23 protein-coding genes are annotated in these 25,189 nt (G+C 66.6%); 16 read left to right on the top strand and 7 right to left on the bottom strand.

Annotated elements, in window-relative coordinates:
* Positions 1-221 precede the first annotated feature (221 nt).
* Complete coding sequence (locus I71_RS21140) at positions 222-1,421, bottom strand: hypothetical protein (protein WP_042697685.1); 1,200 nt, start codon at positions 1,419-1,421, stop codon at positions 222-224.
* A gap of 207 nt (positions 1,422-1,628) precedes the next feature.
* Here I71_RS21140 and I71_RS21145 point away from each other — a divergent pair, with 207 nt between their 5' ends.
* The 11 genes from I71_RS21145 (at position 1,629) to I71_RS21195 (ending at position 11,170) form a co-directional block, all read left to right on the top strand.
* Positions 1,629-2,615 (top strand): hypothetical protein, encoded by a 987-nt coding sequence (locus I71_RS21145; RefSeq protein ID WP_042697688.1) that lies wholly within the window; start codon positions 1,629-1,631, stop codon positions 2,613-2,615.
* Positions 2,612-3,037: a phage holin family protein gene (locus I71_RS21150; protein WP_042697691.1), complete on the top strand. Its 426-nt coding sequence runs from the start codon at positions 2,612-2,614 to the stop codon at positions 3,035-3,037. The genes I71_RS21145 and I71_RS21150 overlap by 4 nt, the downstream gene beginning before the upstream one ends.
* Before the next feature lie 11 nt (positions 3,038-3,048).
* Positions 3,049-4,071, top strand: coding sequence for a hypothetical protein (locus I71_RS21155; protein ID WP_042697694.1), 1,023 nt, complete (start codon positions 3,049-3,051; stop codon positions 4,069-4,071).
* Positions 4,072-4,394: 323 nt separating this feature from the next.
* On the top strand, positions 4,395-4,865 hold the full coding sequence (locus I71_RS21160) for an SUF system Fe-S cluster assembly regulator (protein ID WP_042697697.1): 471 nt from the start codon (positions 4,395-4,397) through the stop codon (positions 4,863-4,865).
* Between the two features lie 45 nt (positions 4,866-4,910).
* Positions 4,911-6,395 carry a Fe-S cluster assembly protein SufB gene (gene sufB, locus I71_RS21165; protein ID WP_042697701.1) on the top strand — a complete coding sequence of 495 codons (1,485 nt, stop codon included), beginning with the start codon at positions 4,911-4,913 and terminating at the stop codon, positions 6,393-6,395.
* 94 nt (positions 6,396-6,489) lie between these two features.
* Entirely contained in the window at positions 6,490-7,242 is a 753-nt protein-coding gene (sufC, locus tag I71_RS21170) for a Fe-S cluster assembly ATPase SufC (RefSeq protein ID WP_042697703.1), read from the top strand.
* The gene (gene sufD / locus I71_RS21175) at positions 7,242-8,609 is read left to right on the top strand and encodes a Fe-S cluster assembly protein SufD (RefSeq protein WP_244433964.1); all 1,368 of its coding nucleotides are present in this window, start codon (positions 7,242-7,244) and stop codon (positions 8,607-8,609) included. The genes sufC and sufD overlap by 1 nt, the downstream gene beginning before the upstream one ends.
* Positions 8,610-8,611: 2 nt before the next feature.
* Positions 8,612-9,874, top strand: a complete 1,263-nt coding sequence (locus I71_RS21180) for an aminotransferase class V-fold PLP-dependent enzyme (RefSeq protein WP_042697706.1) — start codon at positions 8,612-8,614, stop codon at positions 9,872-9,874.
* Positions 9,871-10,338 carry a Fe-S cluster assembly sulfur transfer protein SufU gene (sufU, locus tag I71_RS21185; RefSeq protein ID WP_042697709.1) on the top strand — a complete coding sequence of 156 codons (468 nt, stop codon included), beginning with the start codon at positions 9,871-9,873 and terminating at the stop codon, positions 10,336-10,338. Before I71_RS21180 ends, sufU begins: the two co-directional genes overlap by 4 nt.
* A 15-nt stretch (positions 10,339-10,353) precedes the next feature.
* Positions 10,354-10,803 (top strand): iron-sulfur cluster assembly protein, encoded by a 450-nt coding sequence (locus I71_RS21190; protein WP_042697712.1) that lies wholly within the window; start codon positions 10,354-10,356, stop codon positions 10,801-10,803.
* A gap of 22 nt (positions 10,804-10,825) precedes the next feature.
* The gene (locus I71_RS21195) at positions 10,826-11,170 is read left to right on the top strand and encodes an iron-sulfur cluster assembly accessory protein (protein WP_014249543.1); all 345 of its coding nucleotides are present in this window, start codon (positions 10,826-10,828) and stop codon (positions 11,168-11,170) included.
* A gap of 170 nt (positions 11,171-11,340) precedes the next feature.
* Here the strand turns inward: I71_RS21195 and I71_RS21200 are convergent, their stop codons facing one another.
* Positions 11,341-12,234 (bottom strand): pirin family protein, encoded by an 894-nt coding sequence (locus I71_RS21200; RefSeq protein WP_042697718.1) that lies wholly within the window; start codon positions 12,232-12,234, stop codon positions 11,341-11,343.
* Between the two features lie 48 nt (positions 12,235-12,282).
* Complete coding sequence (locus tag I71_RS21205; RefSeq protein WP_042697721.1) at positions 12,283-12,609, bottom strand: antibiotic biosynthesis monooxygenase; 327 nt, start codon at positions 12,607-12,609, stop codon at positions 12,283-12,285.
* A 468-nt stretch (positions 12,610-13,077) separates the two neighbouring features.
* On the opposite strand from I71_RS21205, the gene I71_RS35115 reads away from it, so the two are divergent.
* Positions 13,078-16,092, top strand: a complete 3,015-nt coding sequence (locus I71_RS35115) for an MASE3 domain-containing protein (RefSeq protein ID WP_049976226.1) — start codon at positions 13,078-13,080, stop codon at positions 16,090-16,092.
* Between the two features lie 24 nt (positions 16,093-16,116).
* Here I71_RS35115 and I71_RS21215 read toward each other — a convergent pair whose 3' ends face one another.
* The gene (locus I71_RS21215; protein ID WP_042697748.1) at positions 16,117-17,226 is read right to left on the bottom strand and encodes an ABC transporter substrate-binding protein; all 1,110 of its coding nucleotides are present in this window, start codon (positions 17,224-17,226) and stop codon (positions 16,117-16,119) included.
* 293 nt (positions 17,227-17,519) lie between these two features.
* Between I71_RS21215 and I71_RS21220 the strand changes: the two genes are divergently transcribed.
* Genes I71_RS21220 through I71_RS21230 form a run of 3 tightly spaced genes read left to right on the top strand, consistent with a single transcriptional unit; the run spans position 17,520 to position 19,971 of the window.
* Positions 17,520-18,287 (top strand): IclR family transcriptional regulator, encoded by a 768-nt coding sequence (locus I71_RS21220; protein WP_244433965.1) that lies wholly within the window; start codon positions 17,520-17,522, stop codon positions 18,285-18,287.
* On the top strand, positions 18,272-19,321 hold the full coding sequence (locus tag I71_RS21225) for a 2-dehydro-3-deoxygalactonokinase (RefSeq protein ID WP_042697727.1): 1,050 nt from the start codon (positions 18,272-18,274) through the stop codon (positions 19,319-19,321). Before I71_RS21220 ends, I71_RS21225 begins: the two co-directional genes overlap by 16 nt.
* Complete coding sequence (locus I71_RS21230; RefSeq protein WP_042697730.1) at positions 19,318-19,971, top strand: 2-dehydro-3-deoxy-6-phosphogalactonate aldolase; 654 nt, start codon at positions 19,318-19,320, stop codon at positions 19,969-19,971. The genes I71_RS21225 and I71_RS21230 overlap by 4 nt, the downstream gene beginning before the upstream one ends.
* Before the next feature lie 199 nt (positions 19,972-20,170).
* On the opposite strand, the gene acnB is transcribed toward I71_RS21230, so the two are convergent.
* Positions 20,171-22,762, bottom strand: a complete 2,592-nt coding sequence (gene acnB / locus I71_RS21235; RefSeq protein ID WP_042697733.1) for a bifunctional aconitate hydratase 2/2-methylisocitrate dehydratase — start codon at positions 22,760-22,762, stop codon at positions 20,171-20,173.
* Between the two features lie 202 nt (positions 22,763-22,964).
* On the bottom strand, positions 22,965-23,492 hold the full coding sequence (rraA, locus tag I71_RS21240) for a ribonuclease E activity regulator RraA (RefSeq protein ID WP_042697738.1): 528 nt from the start codon (positions 23,490-23,492) through the stop codon (positions 22,965-22,967).
* A 209-nt stretch (positions 23,493-23,701) separates the two neighbouring features.
* On the opposite strand from rraA, the gene I71_RS21245 reads away from it, so the two are divergent.
* The gene (locus I71_RS21245) at positions 23,702-24,079 is read left to right on the top strand and encodes a hypothetical protein (RefSeq protein ID WP_042697740.1); all 378 of its coding nucleotides are present in this window, start codon (positions 23,702-23,704) and stop codon (positions 24,077-24,079) included.
* 300 nt (positions 24,080-24,379) lie between these two features.
* Here I71_RS21245 and I71_RS21250 read toward each other — a convergent pair.
* Positions 24,380-25,189: MurR/RpiR family transcriptional regulator (locus tag I71_RS21250; RefSeq protein ID WP_042697742.1), on the bottom strand; the 810-nt coding region annotated here is incomplete at its 5' end.

Consider the following 25,189-nt stretch of genomic DNA (forward strand, 5'->3'; position numbering starts at 1 on the left):
TTGATGAAGTCGTACAGCGGTCGGGCGATCTCGATGCCACCGCGGCGGATCCAGTTGCTCATCTCGTTGCGTGTCCCATTCTCTTGCGCTCGGTTCGCAGACCCCTCTCCGGAAGTCTTGTGGGCCGGTTATCGCGTCTTCCGCGCAGGCCGGTCAACACAATGTCGCACCGCAGCGTATGGGGAAATGGTAGCAGGTGGCCGGCGCCGGCCAAGCCACGCTCACGCCAGCAGATTCAGTACCGCCGCCGACTGGGGGGCCTGCTGGGCAGCCGCAGCGGCGGACGGGACCGTCCCGGTCTCCGTCCCCTCGTTGGCGTTGCCGGGCAGCCGATCGGCTTCGGCAGCCCCGCCAAGGTCCTTGCTGGAGCCGAAGGCGGCGGCGCGCAGGGCGTTGACCTCCTTCTGGGCGGCGTCGACCATCTTGTCGTCTGCCTTGAAGCCTTCCCGCCGCTCGCGTCGCCGTTTTTCCGACTCGTCCAGCATGTTGGCGGCCTTGGCCTCGCCGATGATGCGCTTGGAGGTGGCGAGCACCTTCTCCACCCGCTGGCCGAAGGCGTCGGCCTCACGATAGCGCGACATCTTCAGGGCATTGTCGGACATCAGCTGCTGGATCATCGCGCTGCGCCCGCCGGAGCCGGCCTCCCCGGCCCCCGCCTGAGCGGCTCCGGTCATCCCTCCGCTGCCCAGGCCCGACAGCACATCCTCCACGATGCGGGCGATGTCATCCGGCAGCGTGCCGTCCTGTCCCGCGGCCGTACCGGCGGAGTCCGCCTCCGCCCCGGCATCGGCGGCCATCAGGTCGGCCGCGCTTTCCGCTGAACTGGCGCTCGCAGAATTTGCGCCGACAACATTGGCGGCAGCCGCGTCCCCCTCCCCCGTCGAGATGCCGATGGTCAGCGTCACCTCGGTCTGCTGCAGGGTCAGGCTGGTGCTGCTGCGGGTGATCGTCGTCTCCGACGACAGGATCGTCCCGCCACCGGTGGCGGCGCTGCTGTCGCCCGGCAGCCCCATCTCCGCCGCGGCCTGGATGCCGGCGCCATATTCCTTGGCGGCACGTCCGGCCTCACGCGCCAGCAATGCGGCTTCGCGAGCCAAGGTCGCCAGCTTCTGCGGATCGCCCTGGGCGAAGCGCATTGCCAGCTTCAACTGTTCGATCTTGCGTTCGACCTGCTCAAGCCGGGCTGCGGCGGCCTGCTTGGGTCCGCCGACCCGCCGTGCCTCCTCCAGCGCCGCCTGGGCACTGGCCTGGTCGCTCTGCCATTTGGCAAGCGGTTGGGTGAGTGCCTGCGCACGCTCCGCCTTCTGGGCGAGCTGGCCCTTGGCGTCCTTCGCCTGCAGATCCTTTTCCCACGGCTTCTTCGCCTGCTGCAGGCGGAAAAGCCCGGCCTGGCCTTCGGCCACCACGCTGAAGACGCTCATGCCGCCACCCCCCGGCCCGGCCGCACCAAGATGTTCGCGGCAAAGTTTAGCACATTCTTGGCGGCTGTCCATTTCGCGCGTCGCGTGCGTGGAACCCCGAAGGCATGAGCGGTGTTTCATTTCCCGACACCCGCTTCCGCAACGGGCGGTTTGATGCCGCAGGCGCGGAGCCGCGGAATACCGGAATCCCCGAGGAGGAAAGACAAGATGCCGAACAGCGACATGACCGGCACCGGCGGACCGAACCAGACCGGCTCCGCCACCGGAAGCTCCGCCACTGGACGTTCGACCGCGGGCAGTTCGTCGACTGGGAATGCGCCGGCCGGGAATTTCGCTGGTGACAGCGTCGATGAGATGAAGAAGACGGTCAACCAGGCCGCCGACGACGTGATGTCCACCGGGCGCGAGACGCTGGGCAACGCCCAGGGCCGCATCCGGTCTCTGCTGGAACAGCAGACCGGCCGTGCCGCCGACCAGCTGGGCGGCGTCGCCAACGCCCTGCACAAGGCTGCCGAGCAGATGAACGAGGAAAATGGCGGCGTGGTCGCCGATTATGCCGAGCAGGCGGCCAGCCGCGTCGAGCGCGTCGCCGACATGCTGCGCGATGCCAGCGTCGATGACATCGTCGGCGAGGTCGAGGGCTTCGCCCGCCGCCAGCCCGAGGTGTTCATCGGCGCCGCCTTCGCCGTCGGCTTCCTCGCCGCGCGCTTCATCAAAAGCTCCAGCGACCGCCGGATGCACCGTGCGTCGACGTCGCTGCGTGGAAACGCGCACCCGTCGCAGACCGTCCGCACCGCACGAGGCTCGGCTTACGACACCGGCCGCGGCTCCAGCCCGATCCGCGGCAGGACCGGCGGCATCGCCGAGCCCGTCAGCCGCAGCACGCCATCCCACAGCGCCGATACCCCGACCACAGGCTCTTCCGGTGTGAACACCGGTCAGCTGACCGGCCGCATGGACTCGGAACGCGGCTCCGAGCGCTTGGGTGAGCCGAAGCCGTCCGCCGGCCGCATCGGCATGCCGCTGTCCACCGCCCCGGCATCGGTCACCGGCCGCAGCGCCTTGCCGTCGGCTGACACCGCGCTCGGCACCAGCACGCTCGGCAGTGCCGGCAGCACCGGGATCGGTGGAACGCAGGGTGGCGGTGCCGGGTCCACGCCCGCCACCTCCAAGCCGCAGGGACAGCGTCCATGAGCGCCGCCGAGAACCGCTATGACGAGCCGCGGGATCCGCGGCAGGACCGGCCGCTCGCCGGCCTGTTCGCCGATCTCGCCCGCGAATCCGCCAACCTCGCCCGTTCCGAGATCGCGTTGGCGAAGGCCGAGCTGACCGACAAGGCCACCGAGGCCGCCGGCGGCGTGGCCTTCATCGCCGTCGGCGGACTGGTCGCCTTTGCCGGCGTCCTGGTCTTGCTTGCCTCCGCGGTTCTCGGCCTGTCCAACGTCCTGGCCCCGTGGCTGTCCGCGCTGATCGTCGGCGTGGTGGTTCTGGCGGTGGGCGGCATCCTGGCTTACGTCGGCAAGAACCGGCTGAGCCCCGCCAACCTCCGCCCCCGCCGCACCATGAAGACGCTGGACGAGGACAAGCGCTGGGCGAAATCCCAGCTTGCCCGCTGAGGGGCCGGCCGATGACGGACGACGAACGTCAATCCAAGGATCTCGACGCCCTTGAGGGCGACATCCGCGCCAGCCGCGCGCGCATCGGCGGCACCGTCGATGCTCTGCGCGACCGCACATCCCATCTGCGCGACAGTCTGACGCGGTGGTCTCCCCAATCCCTGATGGAGAATTCGATGAAGCACACCTATTCGCCGTCGACGCCCGATACCCCGTCCCAGCGCGCCAACCTGCAACAGACCGACCGGTACGAAAGCGGTCAGACCGTCCATTACAATCGCCGTCAGTCCCAATCGTCCGGCTCCATGCTGAGCAGCATGACCAGCAACCCGATCCCGCTGGCGCTGGTCGGCATCGGGCTGGGCTGGCTGGCGCTGTCCAGCACCGGCTACGACCGCCGCATCGCCCGGTCCAGCACCGTCCGCAACGCCCGCCACCGCATGGGCGACGCGGTGGACTACGCCCGCGAGTCGTTGAGCGGGGCAGGCGAAAGCGTCCGCAACGCCGCCAGCTCCGCCTATGACAGCGCCTCGGGCGCGGTCAGCTCCGCCTATGACAGCGCGTCCGACACCGTCGGCGGCATGATGGGCGGTTCGGACAACGACCACCCGTCGGGTCGGGGCGACCTTCATAACCAGCGCCAGTCGCAGGGTTATGTCAGCCGCGGCATGTCGCGCCTGTCCTCGATGACGCCCTCGACCGACCATCTGCGCCACCGCGCGCATGACATGTCGACCGGCTTCTGGGACCTCGTCGAGGATCACCCCATCGTCGCCGGCGCCATGGGCGTCGCCCTGGGTGCCGCCATCGGCGCCGCCCTGCCCGGCACCCGCTATGAGAACCAGTGGGTCGGCGACTATGCCGACGAAGCGACCGAGCGTGCCAAGTCCATCGCCATGGACGCGCTCGACCGCGGCACCCGTGCCGCCCAGGCGGCGGCCCAGACCGTGGTCGAGTCGGCCAAGGAAGACGTCCGCGACGTCGTGTCCGAGGCCACCAACGCCGCCCGCGAGGAAGTGAAGAAGCCGGGCTGACCGCCCGCTCCTACCCTTCAGGACCAACCCCGCGCCGCCCCGGCGCGGGGTTTTCCGCATGTGGGATACCGTGTTGAATGGCGTTGCCGAACCGCGACAAACCGCCGCACCGCGTCCCCGAAGCCGCGGCTTCGCTGTAGCGTAAGGACAGGCGCGGCGCTATAACCAAGCAGCGCTGACGGGTATTGTCGGCACATCAGCCATGCAAGGCTAGGAAAGCCGCGGATTCCCTGCACTTTAATCGACAAACGCCCCTTGCCCCCCGGAGCAATCAGGACTAAATTGGTCCTGTATCTGAAACCGGGGCGAAACGGGGTGCGGGCATGATCCGGCTGAGCAAGCTGACCGACTATGCCATCGTCGTCTTGAGCGAGATGGCGCGTCAGGTCGGCACGGTCCATACCGTCGCCCATCTTGCCGACCGCACCGGCGTTCCCGCTCCGACCGTCGCCAAGCTGATGAAGGCGATGACGCCGGCCGGCCTCACCACCTCGCAGCGCGGCGCTGCCGGCGGTTATGCGCTGAGCCGGCCGGCCGATGCGATCTCCATCGCGGAAATCATCACGGCGCTCGACGGTCCCATCGCGCTGACCGCCTGCGTCGACGGCGCCGACAGCCAGTGCGGGGTGGAACAACTCTGCCCCATGCGCGGTGGATGGGAAAAGGTGAACCGCGCCATCCGAAATGCGCTGGAGGAGGTGACGCTGGCCGACATGATGGTCCCGATCACCTTCCCAGCTCCAGCTCCAGCAACGAACTCCACAGCCGCCCAGCCGGCCCGCCCTGCGCACTGAACGGCGCGCACCGCACAGCATTCTTGAGAAGGACGAGGCAAAGCCATGGCCGCCCAACCGGAAACCGTCGAGCAGGTCCGCGCCGTCACGGAGCAGAAGTACAAGTACGGCTTCACGACCGATATCGAGGCCGACGTCGCGCCGAAGGGCCTGAACGAGGACATCGTCCGCTTCATCTCCGCCAAGAAGGAGGAGCCGGAGTGGCTGCTGGAGTGGCGCCTGAAGGCGTTCCGCGTCTGGCAGACGATGGAGGAGCCGGAATGGGCCGCCGTCAGCTTCCCGCCCATCGACTATCAGGATGCGCATTACTATGCGGCACCCAAGAAGAAGGCCGGGCCGAAGTCGCTGGACGAGGTCGATCCCGAACTGCTGAAGACCTACGAGAAGCTGGGCATCCCGCTGCGTGAGCAGGAGATCCTGGCCGGCGTCGAAGGGTCGGAGGGCAAGAGCCCGGCCATCGCCGTGGACGCCGTGTTCGACAGCGTGTCGGTCGCCACCACCTTCAAGGCGAAGCTGGAGGAAATGGGCATCATCTTCTGCGCGATCTCCGAGGCGGTGCAGAAGCATCCGGATCTCGTGAAGAAGTATCTCGGCTCGGTGGTGCCCTACACCGACAACTACTACGCGACACTGAACTGCGCGGTCTTCACCGACGGCAGCTTCGTCTACATCCCCAAGGGCGTGCGCTGCCCGATGGAGCTGTCGACCTATTTCCGCATCAACCAGGCCAACACCGGCCAGTTCGAGCGGACGCTGATCATCGCCGACGAGGGTGCTTACGTCAGCTATCTGGAAGGTTGCACGGCGCCCAAGCGCGACGAGAACCAGCTGCACGCCGCAGTGGTCGAGCTGGTGGCGATGGACGACGCCACCATCAAGTACTCGACGGTCCAGAACTGGTATCCCGGTAACGAAGAGGGTGTCGGCGGCATCTACAACTTCGTCACCAAGCGTGGCGCCTGCCGCGGCAGGAACTCGAAGATTTCGTGGACGCAGGTCGAGACCGGCTCGGCGATCACCTGGAAGTATCCGAGCTGCATCCTTCAGGGCGACAATTCGGTGGGCGAGTTCTATTCGGTCGCCATCACCAACAACTTCCAGCAGGCCGACACCGGCACCAAGATGATCCACATCGGCAAGAACACCCGCAGCACAATCGTGTCGAAGGGCATCTCGGCCGGCAAGGCGCAGCAGACCTACCGCGGCTTGGTGAAGATCCTGCCGAAGGCGGAGGGTGCCCGCAACCACACCCAGTGCGACAGCCTGCTGATCGGCGACCGGTGCGGCGCCCACACGGTGCCTTACATCGAGAGCCGCAACCGCTCCGCCCGCATCGAGCATGAGGCGACGACGGCCAAGATCAGCGAGGACCAGCTGTTCTATTGCCGCCAGCGCGGCATCTCGGAAGAGGACGCGGTGTCGCTGATTGTCAACGGCTTCTGCAAGGAGGTCCTGAAGGAACTCCCGATGGAATTCGCCGTGGAGGCGCAGAAGCTGGTGGGCATCAGCCTGGAAGGCAGCGTGGGCTAAGGGCATCTCCCTCCCGCCCACCGAAGGAAAACCGACAGAACGTGAAGACCGGACGGCGTGCCGGCGGCCTGAAGAAGACAACGAGGCGAAGACGATGATCGAAATCAAGAACCTGCACGCCACCGTGGACGGCAAGGAAATCCTCAAGGGCGTCGACCTGACGATCCGCCCCGGTGAGGTCCATGCCATCATGGGGCCGAACGGCGCCGGCAAGAGCACCCTGTCCTACGTCCTCGCCGGCCGCGACGGCTACGAGGTCACGGACGGGTCGGTCACCTATTACGGCAAGGACCTGCTGGCGATGGAGCCGGAGGAACGGGCCGCCGAGGGCGTCTTCCTGGCCTTCCAGTATCCGGTGGAAATCCCCGGCGTCGGCAACACCACCTTCCTGAAGACCGCGATCAACGCCATCCGCAAGTATCGTGGCGAGAAGGAACTGGACGCCATGCAGTTCCTCAAGCTGATCCGCGAGAAGACCAAGGCGCTCGGCATGAGCGACGAGATGCTGAAGCGCGCGGTCAATGTCGGCTTCTCCGGCGGCGAGAAGAAGCGCAACGAGACCCTCCAGATGGCAGTCCTTGAGCCGAAATTCGCCATCCTCGACGAGACCGACAGCGGCCTCGACATCGACGCGCTGAAGATCGTCGCCGAGGGCGTCAACGCACTGCGCTCGCCGGAACGGTCGATGCTGGTCATCACCCACTACCAGCGCCTGCTCGACTACATCGTCCCCGACCATGTCCATGTGCTGGCCGCCGGCCGCATCGTGAAGTCCGGCGACAAGGAACTGGCGCTGGAACTGGAAAAGAACGGCTACCGCGACTTCGGCGTGAGCGAGGCGGCGTGATGACGGCCCAGCATTCCCCCCTTCATCCCATGACCTACTCGACGCGCGGCGCCGATCCGGCGACGGCGCCGGCCTTCCTGGCGCCGCTCGATCAGGTGGGTGCCGGCCTGCCCGGCAGCGGCCTGTCCTGGCTGACCGACCTTCGCGCCGCGGGGCGTGAGCGCTTCGTCGCGGTCGGCCTGCCGACGATCAAGAACGAGAGCTGGCGCTACACCAACCTGCGCGACCTCGCCAAGATCGGCTTCCGGCCCGCCTCCCCCGCCGCGGCCACCATCGACCTGCTGCCGACCGTGCGGGCCGAAGGGCAGGACGGCCCGCGTCTGGTCTTCGTCGATGGCCGCTTCCGCGCCGACCTGTCGTCGATCGAGGGCCTGCCGCCGGGTGTCGAGCTGCTGAGCATCGCCGCCGCCCTGACCAGCCACACCGACCTGCTGGCCGACCACATCGGCCGCCTCGCCGTGGCGGACGACCGTCCCCTGGTGGCGCTGAACAGCGCCTATCTCGCCGACGGCCCCGTCCTGCATGTACCGGCCGGCATCCAGGTCGAGCGCCCCATCGAGCTGGTCTTCGTCTCGGTCGGCTCGGAGGCGCAGGCGACCTCCTGCCACCCGCGCAGCCTGCTGATCGCGGAGGCCGGGTCGAAGGCGGTGGTGGTCGAACACCATGTCGGCCGCGGCGCCGGCACCACGCTGTCGAACCATGTGACCGAGGTCTTCGTCGGCGAAGGGGCCACCCTGCACCATTACAAGTCGCAACGTGAAGGCGGCGGCGCCATCCACCTGTCGCACATTGCGGCGACGGTGGCGACCGGCGGCTGCTACGACAACTTCATCCTGACCACGGGCGCCAAATTGTCGCGCAACGAGGTGGTCAGCCGCCTCGACGGCACCGACGCGCGGACGCATGTCAGTGGCGGCTATCTGGTCCGCAGCACCCAGCATGCCGACACCACCACCCTGATCGTCCACGCCAAACCCAACGGTACCAGCCGCGAGGTCTACAAGGGCGTCATCGGCGACACCGCCCGCGCGGTGTTCCAGGGCAAGATCACCGTCTGCCCGGATGCGCAGAAGACCGACGGCTACCAGTTGAACCGCGCCCTGCTGCTGTCGGACGGGGCCGAGATCGACAGCAAGCCGGAACTGGAAATCCACGCCGACGACGTGAAGTGCAGCCACGGCTGCACCGCGGGCGAACTGGACGACGACGCGCTGTTCTACCTGCGCGCCCGCGGCATCGACCGCGATACTGCCCAGGGGCTGCTGATCGGCGCCTTCCTGTCGGAATCCCTTGAGGAAATCGCCGAAGAGTCGATCCGCGACGCCTTCCAGGGGATCGTGGCTGGCTGGCTGGAGGAGCAGAAGTAACCATGTCCGATGCCATCCTGAACCAAGCCTACGACGTGCAGCGGGTGCGGGAGGATTTCCCCATCCTCGCCCGCAGCGTCCACGCCAGGAAGGGAAAGCCCGGCAAGCCGCTGGTCTATCTGGACAGCGGGGCGTCCGCCCAGAAGCCGCGTCAGGTCATTCAGGCCATGACCCGCTTCCTGGAGGAGGATTATTCCAACATCCACCGTGGCGTCCATTTCCTGTCGCAGACCGCGACCGACCAGTTCGAGGCGGTGCGTGCCAAGGTCGCGCGCTTCCTGAACGCGCCGAACGACCGCTGCATCGTCTTCACCCGCAGCTCGACCGAGGCGATCAACCTCGTGGCCAGCAGCTATGGCCGGACCTTCCTGAACGAGGGCGACGAGGTCATCCTGTCGATCATGGAGCATCACGCGAACATCGTTCCGTGGCAGCTGCTCCAGGCCGAGAAGAAGATCGTCATCAAGGTCGTGCCCTGTGACGAGTTCGGCGTCCTCGACATGGACGCCTACCGGGACCTGCTGTCCGACCGCACGAAGCTGGTGGCGATCACCCACTGCTCCAACGTTCTCGGCACCGTCACGCCGGCCAAGGCCATCGCCAAACTGGCGCATGAGCATGGCGTGCCCGTCCTGTTCGACGGCAGCCAGGCGGTGGTTCACGGCACGGTCGACGTGCAGGACATCGACGCCGACTTCTACGTCTTCACCGCGCACAAGCTCTACGGTCCGACCGGCCTCGGCGTGCTGTACGGCAAGTACGACCTGCTGAAGAAGATGCCCCCCTACCAGGGCGGCGGCGACATGATCGAGAGCGTCACCTTCGAAGGCACCACCTTCAAGGCGCCGCCGTCGCGCTTCGAGGCCGGCACACCGCCGATCACCGAGGTCGTCGGGCTGGGTGCGGCCATCGACTATGTCGAGGCTCTCGGCCGCGACGCCATCGCCGCGCACGAACACGATCTGCTGCAATACGCCACCCAGCAGCTGTCGCAGGTCGAGGGGCTGCGCATCGTCGGCACTGCACCCGGCAAGGGGCCGATCGTCTCCTTCGCGCTGGAGGGGGTGCATCCGCACGATGTCGGCACCATCGTCGACCAGTATGGCGTCGCCGTGCGCGTCGGCCGCCATTGCGCCGAGCCGCTGGCCGAGCGGTTCGGCGTCGGACCCACCGTCCGCGCCTCCTTCGGCCTCTACAACACCCGGGAGGAAGCCGACGCCCTCGTCCAGTCCCTCCAGGCGGTCAAGGAGTTCTTCGGAGCATGATGGACGACCTGCGCGAGCTGTATCAGGAAGTGATCCTGGACCACGGCAAACATCCCCGCAACTTCCGCCATCCCGACGACGCCAATCGCGAGGCGAAGGGCGAGAACCCGATGTGCGGCGACCGCTTCATGGTCTATCTGACCCTGAAGGACGGGGTGGTCGACGACGTGGCCTTCCAGGGCCGCGGCTGCGCCATCTCCACCGCCAGCGCCTCGATGATGACGGAGCTGGTGCACGGCAAGACGGCGGCGGAGGCGGAGACGCTGTTCCACGCCTTCCATGAGCTGTGCACCCAGGACGAGCCCGACATTCCCGAGGGCATCGACGACGAGACCATGGAAAAGCTGATGGTGATGTCCGGCGTCCGCCAGTTCCCGGTGCGGGTGAAGTGCGCGACGCTGGCCTGGCATGCCATGAACGCGGCACTCCACGGCGAGGCTTCGGCCTCCAGCGACCAGTTTTGACGGAGGGTTATCGAGATGCCCGATGAAGCCCTGAGCCAGCGTCCGATGGCTCCCAATCCGGCCGAAGCCGAGGCGCAGTTGAAGGCCGATACCGCGAGCGAAGCTCCGGACTCCAAGGAGTTCGCCCCGATGCCCCAGCCGCCCGAGGGCTACGACCCGCGGGAGGAGATCATGGATCGCGTCGTGGCGGCCATCAAGACCTGCTACGACCCGGAAATCCCGGTCGACATCTGGGAACTCGGCCTGATCTACCGCGTGGACATGGATGGCCAGCGGAATGTCGAGATTGATATGACGCTGACCAGCCCCATGTGTCCAGTGGCCGGCGAACTGCCCGAGCAGGTCCGTCAGGCCGTGCTGGGCGTCGAGGACGTCAACGAGGTCAAGATCGAGCTGGTGTGGGAGCCTCCCTGGCACCAGGGCATGATGTCCGAAGAGGCCCGCCTGCAGTTGGATATGTTCTGAGCCGTTTTAGGAGACCGTCACCATGGCCCGTTCCCTCCCCAAGGCGATCACGATCACCGACGCCGCCGCGGAGCGCGTCAAGGCGCTGATGTCCAAGGCCACCGACGACATGGTCGGCCTGCGCATCGGCGTGAAGGCGCGCGGCTGCTCCGGCCTCAGCTACGACGTTCAGTATGCCAAGGAAAAGATGAAGTTCGACGAGGTGGTGGAGGACAAGGGCGTCACCATCCTGATCGATCCCGCCGCAGTCATGTTCCTGATCGGCAGCGAGATGGATTATGTCGACGACAAGTTCCAGACCGGCTTCGTCTTCAAGAATCCGAACGAGAAGGGCCGCTGCGGCTGCGGCGAGAGCTTCCACGTCTGACCGGCGATAAGGAAAGGGGACAGCGCCCTCTCCCGCCCCTTAATCCCCTCTCCCCGGGGAGAGGGGTAGGGTGAGGGGGATGCACTGCATGCCGTACCCGAGAATCCTCCCCATGCCTCCCCTCACCCCGCCCCTCTCCCCAGGGGGGAGAGGGAGAATTGAGCTCCCCCTCACGACATCGGATTAGCCGGCGGTTTCGGCATTTCCGGCAGCGGGATGAACTCGCCATTGTCGAGGTCCGGCAGCTTCATCCGCCCGGCCCGCCAGTCCGCCTTGGCCTGCTCGATCCTCTCCTTGCGGGAGGAGACGAAGTTCCAGTCGATGAAGCGCTGCCCCAGCGGCTCGCCGCCAATCGCCATCACGATGGCCTGCGTCGCCGCGGTCAGCTCCGCCGGATGGCCGGGCGCGAAGACGATCATCCGTCCCGCCTCGAAGCGCTGCCCGTCGACCTCCACGGCCCCCACCGCCACATAGGCAGCGCGCTGCCACCCGTCTTCCGGCAAGGACACGCGGGCGCCGGGGGCGAGATTCCAGTGGATGTAGAACATCGGCGAATGGGTCTTCACCCCGGCCCTGGCGCCGAAGGCCTCGCCCGCCACCAGCCGGCCGCGGACGCCGCCCTCCTCGAACAGCGGCAGGTCGCCGGTGCCGTAATGGCTGAAGGCCGGATCGGTCTCCTCATCCGCTTCGGGCAGAGCGACCCAGGCCTGGATGCCGTGCATCGTCCCGCCTTCCATCCGGGCACGCTCGAAGCGTTCGGAATGGGTGATGCCGCGCCCGGCAGTCATCCAGTTCACCTCCCCCGGACGGATCGGCTGTTCCGAGCCCACGCTGTCGCGGTGCATGATCTCGCCCTCGAACAGGTAGGTGACGGTGGACAGGCCGATGTGCGGGTGGGGGCGCACATCGACGTCGCTGGGAAGGCCCGGCTGGAAATCAACCGGCCCCATATGGTCGAAGAAGACGAAGGGGCCGACCATGCGCCGCTGGACGAAGGGCAGAACCCGCCCGACCTCGAAGCCTCCGAGACTCTTGCGGCGCTGCTCGATCACCAGATCCAACATGGGTCTTCCTCCCGACGGTTGACGTGTTTCCGCTTCAGTGTTGCCGCTTCAGGCGCTCGGGTCGCGCGGCACGGTCTGGATGACCTCGAACCCCTCGAACTCCGGCGGTCCGACGGTGAGCGGCTTGCGCGCGCCGGCAGTGCCGTGGGCGGCACGGAAAGCTTCCGACCGGGTCCAGTCCCGGAAGGCCGCTTCCGACTCCCAGATTGTGTGGGAGGCGTAAAGCCGGTGATCGTCCCGGTCCGGTCCGCGCAGCATGTGAAATTCGACGAATCCCGGCACCTTGTGCAGATGAACCTCGCGGTTCAGCCAGACTTCCTCGAACTCCTGCTCGGCCCCGTGGCGCACCTTGAAGCGGTTCATCGCGATGAACATGCGGCTTTCCTTTCCGGCGTGGTCGGCAAGCCGACGCAGCCGAAGATGGAGGGAGGCCCCGAGGATAGAGGGTATGCTGTCGGTTCGGCAATCCACCTGACGCAGGCCCTCCGGACAACCGAACGCCGCCGGACACGGAGCGAAAGACATTTCTCCGTGGTTTCAACCGTTTGGAGCGCCATTTCGCCGACATCCACCCTCCGTCCACCAGCCGGGGTACAATGCGTTCCCCTTTCCCTGCTCTGGAGCACGGCGTATGGACGGCACCTGCAAGTTCCCCCATGTCCAATTCGGCTTGGCGACTGGACGGATGGAACAGCACGGAAAAACTGTTTCATGGCGTTTCAAATGTTCAATCCGATAGGGGTATGCCCGATATGGACTGCCAAAACGGCGAGGCATTAAAATCGCCCCGCACGGGATGGGGGCACCGGGCTGGACAACCCGTCTGGCGCCCAGGGGGTTGAGATGAGCGACGCAGGCGGAACGCGGGGGACGAAGGACGAGGGCCGCGCGCAGGCCCGTATCGCCATCGCAACGCTGGTCCTTCTCTTCGTCGCCTTGTTGCTGGCGGTCCAGGGCGCCCGCATGCCGGTCGCGGTGGGGCTGGCGAATTATCTGCCGCTGCACAGCTTCTTCGAGACCTTCGCCATTGCCGTCGCCACCCTGATCTTCGCCATCGGCTGGCATGCCAACACCGACGAAACGCCGCCGGCGCTGCTGGCGCTGTCCACAGGCTTCCTCGGTGTGGCGCTGCTGGATTTCGGTCACATGCTGGCCTATGCCGGAATGCCCGACTTCGTGACGCCGTCCAGCCCGGAAAAGGCCATCGCATTCTGGCTCGCCGCACGGCTGATGGCGGCACTGGCGCTGCTGATGGCGGCGGTGCTGCCCTGGCGGTCGGGATCGGCGGCCCTGCGCTATCCACTGATCGGCGGGGTGCTGCTGGCGGTGGCCGCCGTTTACGGGGTGGTGCTGTGGCAACCGGCCCTGCTGCCGCGCACCTATGTGACCGGGGAAGGGCTGACGCCACTGAAGGTGGCGTTGGAGTATGTGCTGGTTCTCATCTACGCGGGCGCGACCCTGCTCATTCATCGGCGCCGTCACGACGCGCGCCTGCTCGACGTCCATCGTCTGGTCACCGCCGCCGTCGCCATCGCGATCAGCGAGCTGTGCTTCACGCTGTATCTCAACGTCTCGGATCTGGCCAACCTGGCCGGGCACCTCTTCAAAGTCATCGGTTACTGGTACCTGTACCGCGCTGTGTTCGTCACCGCGGTCCATCGTCCCTACGACGCCCTGCACCACTCCCAACGCGACCTGTGGCGGGAGAAGGAGCAGGCGCGCGTCACCCTGCTGTCGATCGGCGACGGTCTGATCGTGACCGACACCGCGGGGCGCGTCACCCTGATGAATCCGGTGGCGGAACGGCTGACCGGCTGGGCGCTCACCGAGTCCGTCGGCCGCCCGGTGGCCGAGGTCTTCGACATCGAGAATGCCGAAACGCGGGAACGGGTGCCGGTGCCGGTCCAACATGTGCTGGAAAATGGCGAGGTGGTCGGTCTCGCCAATCACACGGTGCTGGTGGCCCGCGACGGTACCCGGAGCCACATCGCCGACATGGCCTCTCCCATCCGCGACCGCAACGGCGCGCTGCATGGCGTCGTCATGGTCTTCCAGGACGAGACCGAGACCTATGCAAGCCGCGAGGCGCTGAAGGACAGCCTGTCTCTGAACACCGGCATTCTGGAGAGCGCGGCTTGCGGCATCATCGCCACGACGCTGGATGGCATCGTCCGTGTCTTCAACCGCGAGGCGGAGCGCATCTTCGGCTATCGTGCGGCGGAGATGATCGGCACCGCCGACCTGCCGCGTCTGTATGACCGGGACGAACTGCGTGCCCATGCCGATGGTCTGGCCATCGAATTCGACCGGCCGGTGCAGGCGGATTTCGCAGCGTTGGTCGCCCGCACCCGCTGCAGCGGCCGGCCGGAGGCGGGCGAATGGACCGGGCTGCGCAGGGATGGCACCCGCATCTCCATTTCGACCGTCACCAGCGTGCTTCGCGACAGCGGCGGCGCGGTGCGCGGCTACCTGACCGTGGTGATGGACGTCACCGAGAGGAAGCGGGCGGAGCGGCAGATCGAAGATCTCGCCTATTACGACCCGCTGACCAACCTGCCGAACCGCCGCCGCCTGCTGGAGCATCTGGACGTCCATCTGCGCGCGGCGCGGCAAAGCGGACGCTGCGGGGCGCTGATGTTCCTCGATCTCGACGACTTCAAGGGGTTGAACGACGCCCGCGGCCATATCGTCGGCGACACGCTGCTGCGCGAACTGGCGGCGCGGCTGAATGCCAACTTGCGCAAGGGCGATCTGGTTAGCCGGTTGAGCGGTGACGAATTCGTCGTCCTGCTGCCCGACCTCGGTGGAACGCCCGAAGAGGCGACCGCGATTGCCCGGCGGGTGGCGGAAAAGCTCCGGCTGGCCGTAGCCGAGCCGTTCCAGCTCGACCGTTGCGAACACAGCATTTTCGCCAGCATCGGCGTGACGGTGTTCCCCAAGACGCCCGACGAGTCGGTGGAGGATTTGCTGAAGCAGGCGGACACCGCCATGTATGCCGCCAAGGACGGCGGCCGGAACACCGTCCGCGACTACGTCCCGGCCATGCTGGAGGAGGCCCAGGCCCGCCTGCTGCTGCAACAGGATCTGCGCAAGGCGGTCGATGCCGGGGAATTCACCCTGTTCCTGCAACCGCAGACCCGCGCCGACGGCACGCTGGTGGCCGCGGAGGCGCTGATCCGCTGGCTGCATCCACAGCGCGGCTTCGTCGCCCCCGGAGAGTTCATCGCAGTGGCGGAGGAATCCGGCCTGATCCTGCCGTTGGGCGACTGGATTCTGATGGAGGCCTGCCATGTGCTGCGCCAACTGGCCGACGCCGGCAGCGACTGCCACCTGTCGGTCAACATCAGCCCACGCCAGTTCCGTCAGCAGAATTTCTGTACCGGCGTCATCGCCGCTCTGCACGCCACCCGCACCGCTCCCCGCCGCCTGACGCTGGAGATCACCGAAGGCATCGCGGTTGGCGATTGCGCCGACACCGTGGCCAAGATGTCGGAACTTGCCGCCCTCGGCATCTCCTTCTCGCTGGACGATTTCGGCACCGGCTTCTCGTCGCTGTCCTACCTGAAGCAGTTGCCGGTAGGCGAACTCAAGATCGACCGTTCCTTCGTCCAGGACGTCGACCGCAACAGTCACAATGCCGTGCTGGTGGAAACGATGCTGTCCATCGCCAGGCGACTCGGCCTGAAAGCGGTGGCCGAAGGGGTGGAAACAGCGGCTGAGCGGGACTTCCTGGAAGACTGCGGCTGCACGATCTTCCAGGGCTATTATTTCGACCGGCCGATGCCTGTCGATGACTTCATCCGCAAATACGTAACAAAGCCGGAACCGGCAATCGTTGAAGAGCCGGCCCACGTTTGAAAGTGGGCCGGCTTCCAATCCGCTTTACTTCTGAGCCATCGTCTTGGGTTGGCCGTTGTTCCAGACATACATGACATAGTTCGGCTTGGTGATGTCGCCCTTCTTGTCGAACTCCACCGGACCGACCACCGTGTCATAGCTGCCGGCGTGCAGGGTCTTCGCCAGTTTCCCGCTGTCGACGCTGCCGGCCTTCTGCAGTCCGTCGGCGATGACCTGGACCGCTGCATAGCTGTAGAAGGCGAAGTTGCCCGGTTCCGGCAGGCCGGCCTTCTTGAAGGAGGCGATCAGTTCCTGCGCCTTGGGATCGCTGGCGGCGGACGGGCTGTCGGTATACAGCGTGCCCTCGCCGGCGGGACCGGTGATCGACCAGTATTCCTGGTTGTTCAGGCCGTCGCCGGCGATGAACTGCGGCTTCAGCCCCTGTTCCTGCGCCTGACGGACGATCAGACCCAATTCCGGATGGTAGCCGCCGTAATAGACGGCTTCGATGCCCTTGTCCTTCAGGCTGGTGATCAGAGCCGAGAAATCCTTCTCACCCGCCGTGATCGACGTGCGATAGGCGACCTTGACGCCTGCCTTCTCCAGCGTCTCGACCACCACATCGGCCAGGCCCTTGCCGTACGCCTGCTTGTCGTCCAGCACGGCGATGTTCTTGCCCTTGAAGGCCTGAGCCAGATAGGTGCCGGCAACCACACCCTGCTGATCGTCGCGCCCGCAGACACGGAAAATGTTCTGGTGGCCCTTGGCGGTCAGCAACGGATTGGTGGCGGTCGGCGTGACCATCACCACGCCCTCTTCCTGATAGACGTCGGCGGCCGGGATGCTGGCGCCGGAGCAGAGATGGCCAACCACCGCCGTCACCTTGTCACGCACGAACTGGTTGGCCACGGCCACTGCCTGGCGAGGGTCGCAGGCGTCGTCGCCCACCTTCAGCACCAGCTTCTGGCCCAGCACGCCGCCCTTGGCGTTGATGTCCGCCACCGCCTGCTTGGCACCATACACCGACTGCTCGCCCAGCGCCGCCACCGGACCGGTGGTCGCCGTGCCGAGACCGATGACGATGTCGGCCTGTGCCGTGCCGAAGCCGGCCAGCAGCGCCGTGGCGCTGACGAAGGAAAGGACGGTGAGACGCATGGTTGGTTCTCCCAGGATGACCATTTCGTGCCGGACGATACCCGCCGGCCCAGGCATGTTGCCATTTCTGACCCATAAGACAGGATTTTGAAAGTGCGATCATGGCCTTTGCAGCGCTGTGAGACGAGCCGCGACCCTTCGTCGCCATCTGCAAATTGTCCCACTATATGGCGCATTGCGAAATTATTTGACATACCTGACCTCCTTCCCCAGCATCCTGGACAAGAATGCTTGTTGGACAGATCATGGATGAACCGATAGCGACAGCGACGAAGTGGAAAGAGGACGCCGGAATGCCGCAGGCAACCGGCACTCAGACCCTGTTGCGCGGCTTGGCGCTGCTGGACTGCGTGGCGGCCGGCATCGGCGACGTGAAGGGGATCGCGGCCCGTCTCGGCACGCCGCGCAGCACCACCAACCGCATGCTCGCCAGCTTGGTAGCGCAGGGATATCTGCATCATATCCCCTACAAGGGATACCTGCTGGGTCCGAAGCTGATCCAGCTCGGGATGAAGGCACTGGAACAGCGCCCGCTGGTCGCCATCGCCCGTCCCCATATCGAAGCACTGGCCCAAGGCACCGGCGACACCGTTCATCTCGGGGTGGAGGACAATGGCGAGGTCTTCTATCTCGACAAGATTTCCGGCACCCGCGGGCTGGAAATGCGTTCCCGCACCGGACAACGCATGCCGCTCGCGTCCACCGGGTTGGGCAAGGCGCTGATGTTGGGGATGCCGTCGGCCAGATGGGCAGTTCTCCATGCGCTGACCTGCCCGCCCGGCTTGCCGGCCGACCGCCCGCGTCCGGCGGAATGGCCGCTGTTCGAGGAACAGATGACCCGCTTCCTCGCCCAGGGTTGGGCGATGGATTTGGAAGAGAACGAACTTGGCATCCGTTGCGTCTCCGCGCCGGTGCGCGACGGCCGGGAACAGGTGGTGGCGGCGATCAGCGTCGCCAGCGCCGTTCCCTACATGCCCGAAGACCGCATGACGACGCTGGGGCCGGTGGTCCGCGCGACGGCTGAGGCAATTTCCAGGGACCTGGGATGGAGCGCTCCGTGACCTCCTCTGCATCACTGTCGTCTGCCGGTGCCTCATCCGGCTCCCCCGCCCTGATCGCGCTGGACTGGGGGACGTCCAGCCTGCGCGGTTTCCTGATGGATGGATCCGCCCGCGTTCTCGCCGAGCGCTCGAATGCCCACGGCATCCAGAACCTGTCGGAGGCCGGTGCTGCGGGATTCGAGGCGGCACTGGCCGGACTGTGCGACGACTGGCTGGACATCCGTCCGACCCTGCCGGTGGTGGCCGGCGGTATGGTCGGCAGCGCCCAGGGTTGGGTCGAGGCGCCCTATGTCACAACCCCGGCCGATGCCACCGTTCTGGCCGACAATGCGGCGCAGGTCATGACCGCAGCCGGAAGGCCGATCCTGATCGCACCGGGCGTCCTGCATGATCCCGTCGGTGGCATTCCCGATGTCATGCGGGGCGAAGAGATCCAGATCGCCGGGGCGTTGGCGGAGGATAGCGGTTGGGCTCGCGATGCCTGCATCGCCATGCCCGGCACGCACTCCAAATGGGTTCGGATCGCCGATGGCCGCATCATGGGCTTTTCCACCTTCATGACCGGCGAGTTGTTCGCCGTCCTCAAAGCCCACTCTCTGCTTGGCCGTCTGATGCCGGCCGGCCTGGACGCCAAGCCGGAGGATGAGAAGGCGGCCTTCGACACCGGCATCCAGACGGCGCAATCCGCCGGGCCGGGCGACCTGCCGCACCAGCTGTTCGCCACCCGTACGCTGGGGCTGACGAAGCGCATGCCGCCCGAAGCGCTGGCGCATTATTTGTCGGGCCTGCTGATCGGACATGAGCTGCGGTCCGGCCTTGCCCTGCTGACGGAAATGCCGGCGGGAACACCGCTGCTGCTGATCGGCGATCCGGGACTTTGCCGGCGTTATAGCCGCGCGCTCGCCGCCTTCGGCACCACACCCACGGCACAGCTCGGCAACACGGCACCACGCGGTCTGTTCCAATTCGCCGCCGCCGCCGGACTGTTGCCGTCCGTTTCGGCATCGCCATCAAGCACCGAGAGCACATCATGACCCAGCCTTCACTGTCAGCCCGCTTCGATGCCGCCTTCGCCGCCTTGCCTCTGGTCGCCATCCTGCGCGGCCTGACTCCCGCGGAAGCGGAACCTGCGGCCAAGGCGCTCTATGACGCCGGCTTCCGGCTGATCGAAGTGCCGCTGAACTCCCCCGATCCGTTCGACAGCATCGCCGCCATCCGCAACCTCCTGCCAAAGGATGCGCTGGTTGGAGCCGGCACGGTGCTGGCGCTGGATCAGGTCGATCGGCTGGCCGCAATCGGCGCCGACCTGGTGGTGATGCCGCATGCCGACACCGCAATCATCCGTGCCGCCAAGTCGCGCTCGATGGTCTGCGTTCCCGGCATCGCCACCGCGACGGAGGCTTTTGCGGCACTCGCCGCCGGTGCCGATGCGCTGAAGCTGTTCCCGGCCGAACAGATCGTTCCGCCGGTTGTGAAGGCGCTGCGCGCCGTAATCCCGCACAATGTGCGGCTGCTTCCCGTCGGCGGCATCACGCCGGACACCATGGGTCCCTACCGCGCAGCTGGTGCTGCCGGCTTCGGCCTGGGCTCCGCCCTCTACAGCCCGGGCTTGCCGGTAACGGAACTGACGACCCGCGCCGCCTGCTTTGCCCAAGCCTGGGCGGAAGGGCCGGCCAGCCGTTAAAGCGGCCCCGGAGGCAGGACAAGTGTCGTTCCGCACTGTTGTCGAAGGACCGCGGCGCGATCGATCCGGCGCTCGATGCGCTTGTGCAGCAACCAAGACCGGCAGCGCCTATTGTGTCCCTTGAAGCTCCTGGGCGAAGAAAAAACCCCGCCGGATCGCTCCGGCGGGGTTTTTCTTTACAGACCGCTCTGTCCGGCTATCAGGCCGGGACGGTGACCTTTTCCGCGACGTCCTGGAAAGCCGGGATCTGGTCGAAGTTCATGTAGCGGTAGATGTCGCCAGCCGACTTGTTCACCACGCCGACCTGGGCGAGATACTCCTCGGTGGTCGGGATCTTGCCCAGCAGCGCCGCGACGGCGGCCAGTTCGGCCGACGACAGGTAGACGCGGGTGTCGATGCCCAGACGGTTCGGGAAGTTGCGGGTCGAGGTCGAGACGGCGGTCGAGCCCTTGCGGACCTGCGCCTGGTTGCCCATGCACAGCGAGCAGCCCGGCATCTCCATGCGGGCGCCGGCCTTGCCGAGGGTGGCGTAATAGCCTTCCTCGGTCAGCATCATCGCGTCCATCTTCGTCGGCGGGGCGATCCACAGGCGGGTCGGGATGTCAGAATTCCCGTTCAGGATCTTACCGGCGGCGCGGAAGTGGCCGATGTTGGTCATGCAGGAGCCGATGAACACCTCGTCGATCTTGTCGCCGGCGACCTCGGACAGCGTCTTCACGTCGTCCGGATCGTTCGGGCAGGCCAGGATCGGCTCCTTGATGTCGGCCAGATCGATCTCGATCACCGCGGCATAGTCGGCATCGGCGTCCGGACGCAGCAGCTGCGGGTCGGCGATCCACGCCTCCATCGCCTTGATGCGGCGCTCCAGGGTGCGCGCATCGGCGTACCCGTTGGCGATCATCCACTTCATCAGCGTGATGTTGGAGGTCATGTACTCGATGATCGGCTCCTTGTTCAGGAGCACGGTGCAGCCCGCCGCCGAACGCTCGGCCGAGGCGTCGGTCAGCTCGAACGCCTGCTCGACCTTCAGGTCCGGCAGACCTTCGATCTCCAGCACGCGGCCGGAGAAGATGTTCTTCTTGCCCTTCTTCTCGACCGTCAGCAGGCCGGCCTTGATCGCGTAGAGCGGGATGGCGTTGACGAGGTCGCGCAGGGTGACGCCCGGCTGCATCTCGCCCTTGAAGCGGACCAGCACCGATTCCGGCATGTCCAGCGGCATGACGCCGGTGGCGGCGGCGAAGGCGACCAGACCGGAACCGGCCGGGAAGCTGATGCCGATCGGGAAACGGGTGTGGCTGTCGCCGCCGGTGCCGACGGTGTCCGGCAGCAGCAGGCGGTTCAGCCAGGAATGGATGACGCCGTCGCCCGGACGCAGGGACACGCCGCCACGGGTGGAGATGAAGTCCGGCAGCTCGTGGTGGGTCTTGACGTCCACCAGCTTCGGATAGGCGGCGGTGTGGCAGAAGGACTGCATCACCAGATCGGCCGAGAAGCCCAGGCAAGCCAGGTCCTTCAGCTCGTCGCGGGTCATCGGGCCGGTGGTGTCCTGCGACCCGACCGTGGTCATCTTCGGCTCGCAATAGGTGCCCGGGCGGACACCCTTGCCTTCCGGCAGGCCACAGGCGCGGCCGACCATCTTCTGGGCCAGCGTGTAGCCCTTGCCGGTGTCGGCCGGGGCGGCCGGCTGGCGGAACAGCTCCGACGCCGGCAGGCCGAGCGCCTCCCGGGCGCGGGCGGTCAGGCCGCGGCCGATGATCAGCGGGATGCGGCCGCCGGCACGCACCTCGTCGAAGATCACCTCGGAGCGCACGGTGAACTCGGCGATGACCTCGCCGTTCTTCAGCGCCTTGCCCTCATAGGGGCGCAGCTCGATGACGTCGCCCATCTCCATCTTGTTGACGTCGAGCTCGATGGGCAGGGCGCCGGCATCTTCCATGGTGTTGAAGAAGATCGGGGCGATCTTGGTGCCGAGGCAGACGCCGCCGAAGCGCTTGTTCGGGACGAACGGAATGTCCTCGCCGGTGAACCACAGCACCGAGTTGGTGGCGGACTTGCGCGAGGAGCCGGTGCCGACCACGTCGCCGACATAGGCGATCAGGTTGCCCTTCTGCTTCAGCGCTTCCAGCTGCCTGGTCGGGCCGCGCTGGCCCGGCTCATCGGCCTCGATGCCCGGGCGCGGGTTCTTCAGCATGGCGAGCGCGTGCAGCGGGATGTCCGGACGGCTCCAGGCGTCGGGAGCCGGCGACAGGTCGTCGGTGTTGGTCTCGCCCGAGACCTTGAAGACGGTCAGCGTCATCGAGGCCGGGACTTCCGGACGCGAGGTGAACCACTCCGCATCGGCCCAGGACTGCAGGACCGCCTTGGCGTTGGCGTTGCCCTTGTCGGCCAGCTCCTTGACGTCGTGGAAGAAGTCGAAGACCAGCAGGGTCTTCTTCAGCCCTTCCGCGGCGGCGGCGCCGCATTCGGCGTCCGCCAGCAGGTCGATCATCGGCTGGACGTTGAAGCCGCCGAGCATGGTGCCCAGCAGTTCGGTGGCCTTGACCTTGGAGATCAGCGGCGAGCTGTCGGCGCCCTTGGCGACGGCGGCCAGGAAGCCGGCCTTGACACGGGCGGCATCGTCGACGCCGGCCGGAACGCGGTGGGTGATGAGGTCGAGGAGGAAGGCCTCCTCACCAGCCGGCGGGGCCTTCAGCAGGTCGATCAGTTCCGACGTCTGCTTCGCGGTGAGGGGCAGGGCCGGGATTCCGAGGGCGGCGCGTTCGGCCGCGTGCTGGCGGTAGGCTTCGAGCACGGCAGGGTTCCTCATAAATGAAAGGCCGGCCCTTGGATGGGAACCGTGAGACGGCCCGCTTGAACTCATGGCGGGTTTATATGCCTGCTTAAATGAAAGTGCAAGGGGGCGCCCCGCTTACGTGAAGCGGACAGGATGAAGCAGACCTTCTTTTTGCACTGGTATTACCGGCGCTTGGTATGACCACTTCATCGACCCCGCTTTACTTCAGCGCGGCTGCCTGCTCCGGCGTCAGCAGGACGATGCCGTCCTCGTCGGCGACCAGGATGTCACCGGGACGCACGGCGGCGCCCGGCAGGTCAACGGCCACGTCGACCAGCCCCTGGTCGCGGCGGGTGGAGGCACGCGGGATCGACGCCAGCGCCTTGATGCCGAGCGGCAGGGCCGCCAGTTCCGCCACGTCGCGGACGCAACCCCAGATCACCACGCCGGCCCAGCCATTCTTCACCGCCGACGCGGCGATCATGTCGCCCATCAGGGCACAGCGCAGGCTGCCGGCACCGTCCACCACCAGCACGCGGCCGGCGCCGGGGGTGGCCAGCAGTTCCTTGACGCGGGAATTGTCCTCCAGGCACTTCACGGTGACGACCGCGCCGGTGAAGCGGGTGACGGCGCCGAAGTCGCGGAAGCCCGGCAGAACGTACCGGGCATCGTCCTTGAAGCGGTCGAACAGGTCGCAGGTCGGGGTGAAGGCGGTGGTCCGATCGGTCGTCGTCGGGTCGGTCGTCATGGGGCGTGGAACTCCGCAGCGTGAACGATGCAGGGGCTTTCTCGCGTCACCTCTTGCGCCAAAGGCGGGCGGGAGGCAAGAGCCGCGCACCGCGCCGGCCGCAAGTCGGCGAACATGACGCAGGAGACTTGCCGAACGTGCAATCGACGGCACGGTGACGGCCGCCCATATTTCCAGAAAGTCGAAGAAATCAAACGGTGCCGTTCCCCATGAAAACGCCGAAATTCGCCATGGCCGCTGCGGCCGGAGCGCTGACCCTGCTGGTCTCCGCCTGTGCCTCCACCCTCTCTCCTCCACCGGTGGCACAGCCCGATCCGGCCGTGCTTGCCGTCATCAACAGCAACGTCACCAATGACTGCAACCCGCAGACCGCCGCGGTCCTGACCGGTTTGCGCCTGCCTGCCGGCAACATCCGCGGCGTGAATTACGGCATCTATCGCGATGAATACCGCGACAAGATCGTCCGCTGGGATGCCTGGGTGTATCTGAAGGACCAGCCGGGCTCGCTGGTGGTCACGCTCGACGAGGATTGCCGGCCGCTCCAGGTCTATGCCCGCGAAGGGGCGAAGCTGCCGGACGGGCGGTAAACCCTCCGCTCGGGACGGGCGATGAAACAGTGTGGAACAGGATCCCCGCCGCTGTTCCACCCCTCGGCCATTTCCCGTCCGGGCCGGACAACCGCGGGACGGGTGGAACATCGTGGAACGGATCCCCGGCCGTCGTTCCATCCGGGCGGCTGAAGACTGACCGTGACTGCCCAACGGCATGGCGGGCCTCCGCGACAGAGTACGAGCTGCCACAGCTTATAAGACGTCCATCCTTTCCCGGACTTTTTGTCGAAGAGAGCCGGGCAGCGGCATCGCCCCCGCATGAACCTCTGACCTGTCTTAACTATTCCCCTGCCGCTGCGGCACGGTCTCCGACACATGGGCATCCACGGCGCGGTCGTGGCGCTTCAGCCGCTCCTGAAGGGTATCGCCCATGCGCAGAGCCACGGCGATCGACAGGATGTCGCCCAGGACCAGATGGGCGATGCGGACGGTCATCGGCGAGTGGATGTCGAAATCGTCGGCCACGTCAGCGACGAGGCTGACCGTCGCCATGTCGGCCAGCGGCGAGCCGGAACGGGTCAGGGCCACCACGTCGGCACCGGCCTTGCGGGCGTTCTGCACGGCGTCGAGGATGTCGCGGGTGCGGCCGGTGCTGGACACCGCCACCACCGCGTCGCCCTTCGCCAGGGTCAGGGCGGAGGCGAAATAGACGTGGGAGTCGGTGTAGGCGACGGTCGGCATGCCCAGCCGGAAGAACTTGCGCTGGATATCCTCCGCCACCGTACCGGAATTGCCGGAACCGTAGAACTCGATCCGCCGGGCCGCGGCCAGAACGTCGGCGGCGCGGTCCACCGCCTCGGGCGGCAGGTTGTTGCGCACCTGCATCAGCGTCGCCATGGTGCGGTCGAACAGCTTGCCGGCCAGCACCGCCCCCGGCACGCCGCCATCCGCGTCCAGCTCCCCGCCCACCGACAGATCCTGGTGCAGGAAGGGCATGCCGCCGGCAATGTCCTGCGCCAGCTTGATCTTGAATTCGCGGAACCCCCGGCAGCCGAGCGCCGCGCAGAAGCGCGCCACCGTCGGCTCGCTCACCCCGACCCGGTCGGCCAGTTCCGCCATGGACAGGTTGATGACGTCGCCCGGATG

It is taken from the genome of Azospirillum sp. B506, from assembly GCF_000333595.1.
Taxonomy (GTDB): domain Bacteria; phylum Pseudomonadota; class Alphaproteobacteria; order Azospirillales; family Azospirillaceae; genus Azospirillum.

Coding starts and splice junctions, on each gene's coding strand:
- I71_RS21195 (WP_014249543.1), top strand. CDS start 10,826: ATGGCCCGTTCCCTCCCCAAGGCGATCACGATCACCGACGCCGCCGCG.
- I71_RS21200 (WP_042697718.1), bottom strand. CDS start 12,234: ATGTTGGATCTGGTGATCGAGCAGCGCCGCAAGAGTCTCGGAGGCTTC.
- I71_RS21155 (WP_042697694.1), top strand. CDS start 3,049: ATGACGGACGACGAACGTCAATCCAAGGATCTCGACGCCCTTGAGGGC.
- I71_RS21245 (WP_042697740.1), top strand. CDS start 23,702: ATGAAAACGCCGAAATTCGCCATGGCCGCTGCGGCCGGAGCGCTGACC.
- I71_RS21225 (WP_042697727.1), top strand. CDS start 18,272: ATGGAGCGCTCCGTGACCTCCTCTGCATCACTGTCGTCTGCCGGTGCC.
- I71_RS21205 (WP_042697721.1), bottom strand. CDS start 12,609: ATGTTCATCGCGATGAACCGCTTCAAGGTGCGCCACGGGGCCGAGCAG.
- I71_RS21230 (WP_042697730.1), top strand. CDS start 19,318: ATGACCCAGCCTTCACTGTCAGCCCGCTTCGATGCCGCCTTCGCCGCC.
- I71_RS21215 (WP_042697748.1), bottom strand. CDS start 17,226: ATGCGTCTCACCGTCCTTTCCTTCGTCAGCGCCACGGCGCTGCTGGCC.
- I71_RS21140 (WP_042697685.1), bottom strand. CDS start 1,421: ATGAGCGTCTTCAGCGTGGTGGCCGAAGGCCAGGCCGGGCTTTTCCGC.
- I71_RS21180 (WP_042697706.1), top strand. CDS start 8,612: ATGTCCGATGCCATCCTGAACCAAGCCTACGACGTGCAGCGGGTGCGG.
- I71_RS35115 (WP_049976226.1), top strand. CDS start 13,078: ATGAGCGACGCAGGCGGAACGCGGGGGACGAAGGACGAGGGCCGCGCG.
- I71_RS21160 (WP_042697697.1), top strand. CDS start 4,395: ATGATCCGGCTGAGCAAGCTGACCGACTATGCCATCGTCGTCTTGAGC.
- sufC (WP_042697703.1), top strand. CDS start 6,490: ATGATCGAAATCAAGAACCTGCACGCCACCGTGGACGGCAAGGAAATC.
- sufU (WP_042697709.1), top strand. CDS start 9,871: ATGATGGACGACCTGCGCGAGCTGTATCAGGAAGTGATCCTGGACCAC.
- sufD (WP_244433964.1), top strand. CDS start 7,242: ATGACGGCCCAGCATTCCCCCCTTCATCCCATGACCTACTCGACGCGC.
- I71_RS21220 (WP_244433965.1), top strand. CDS start 17,520: ATGCCGCAGGCAACCGGCACTCAGACCCTGTTGCGCGGCTTGGCGCTG.
- rraA (WP_042697738.1), bottom strand. CDS start 23,492: ATGACGACCGACCCGACGACGACCGATCGGACCACCGCCTTCACCCCG.
- sufB (WP_042697701.1), top strand. CDS start 4,911: ATGGCCGCCCAACCGGAAACCGTCGAGCAGGTCCGCGCCGTCACGGAG.
- I71_RS21150 (WP_042697691.1), top strand. CDS start 2,612: ATGAGCGCCGCCGAGAACCGCTATGACGAGCCGCGGGATCCGCGGCAG.
- I71_RS21190 (WP_042697712.1), top strand. CDS start 10,354: ATGCCCGATGAAGCCCTGAGCCAGCGTCCGATGGCTCCCAATCCGGCC.
- I71_RS21145 (WP_042697688.1), top strand. CDS start 1,629: ATGCCGAACAGCGACATGACCGGCACCGGCGGACCGAACCAGACCGGC.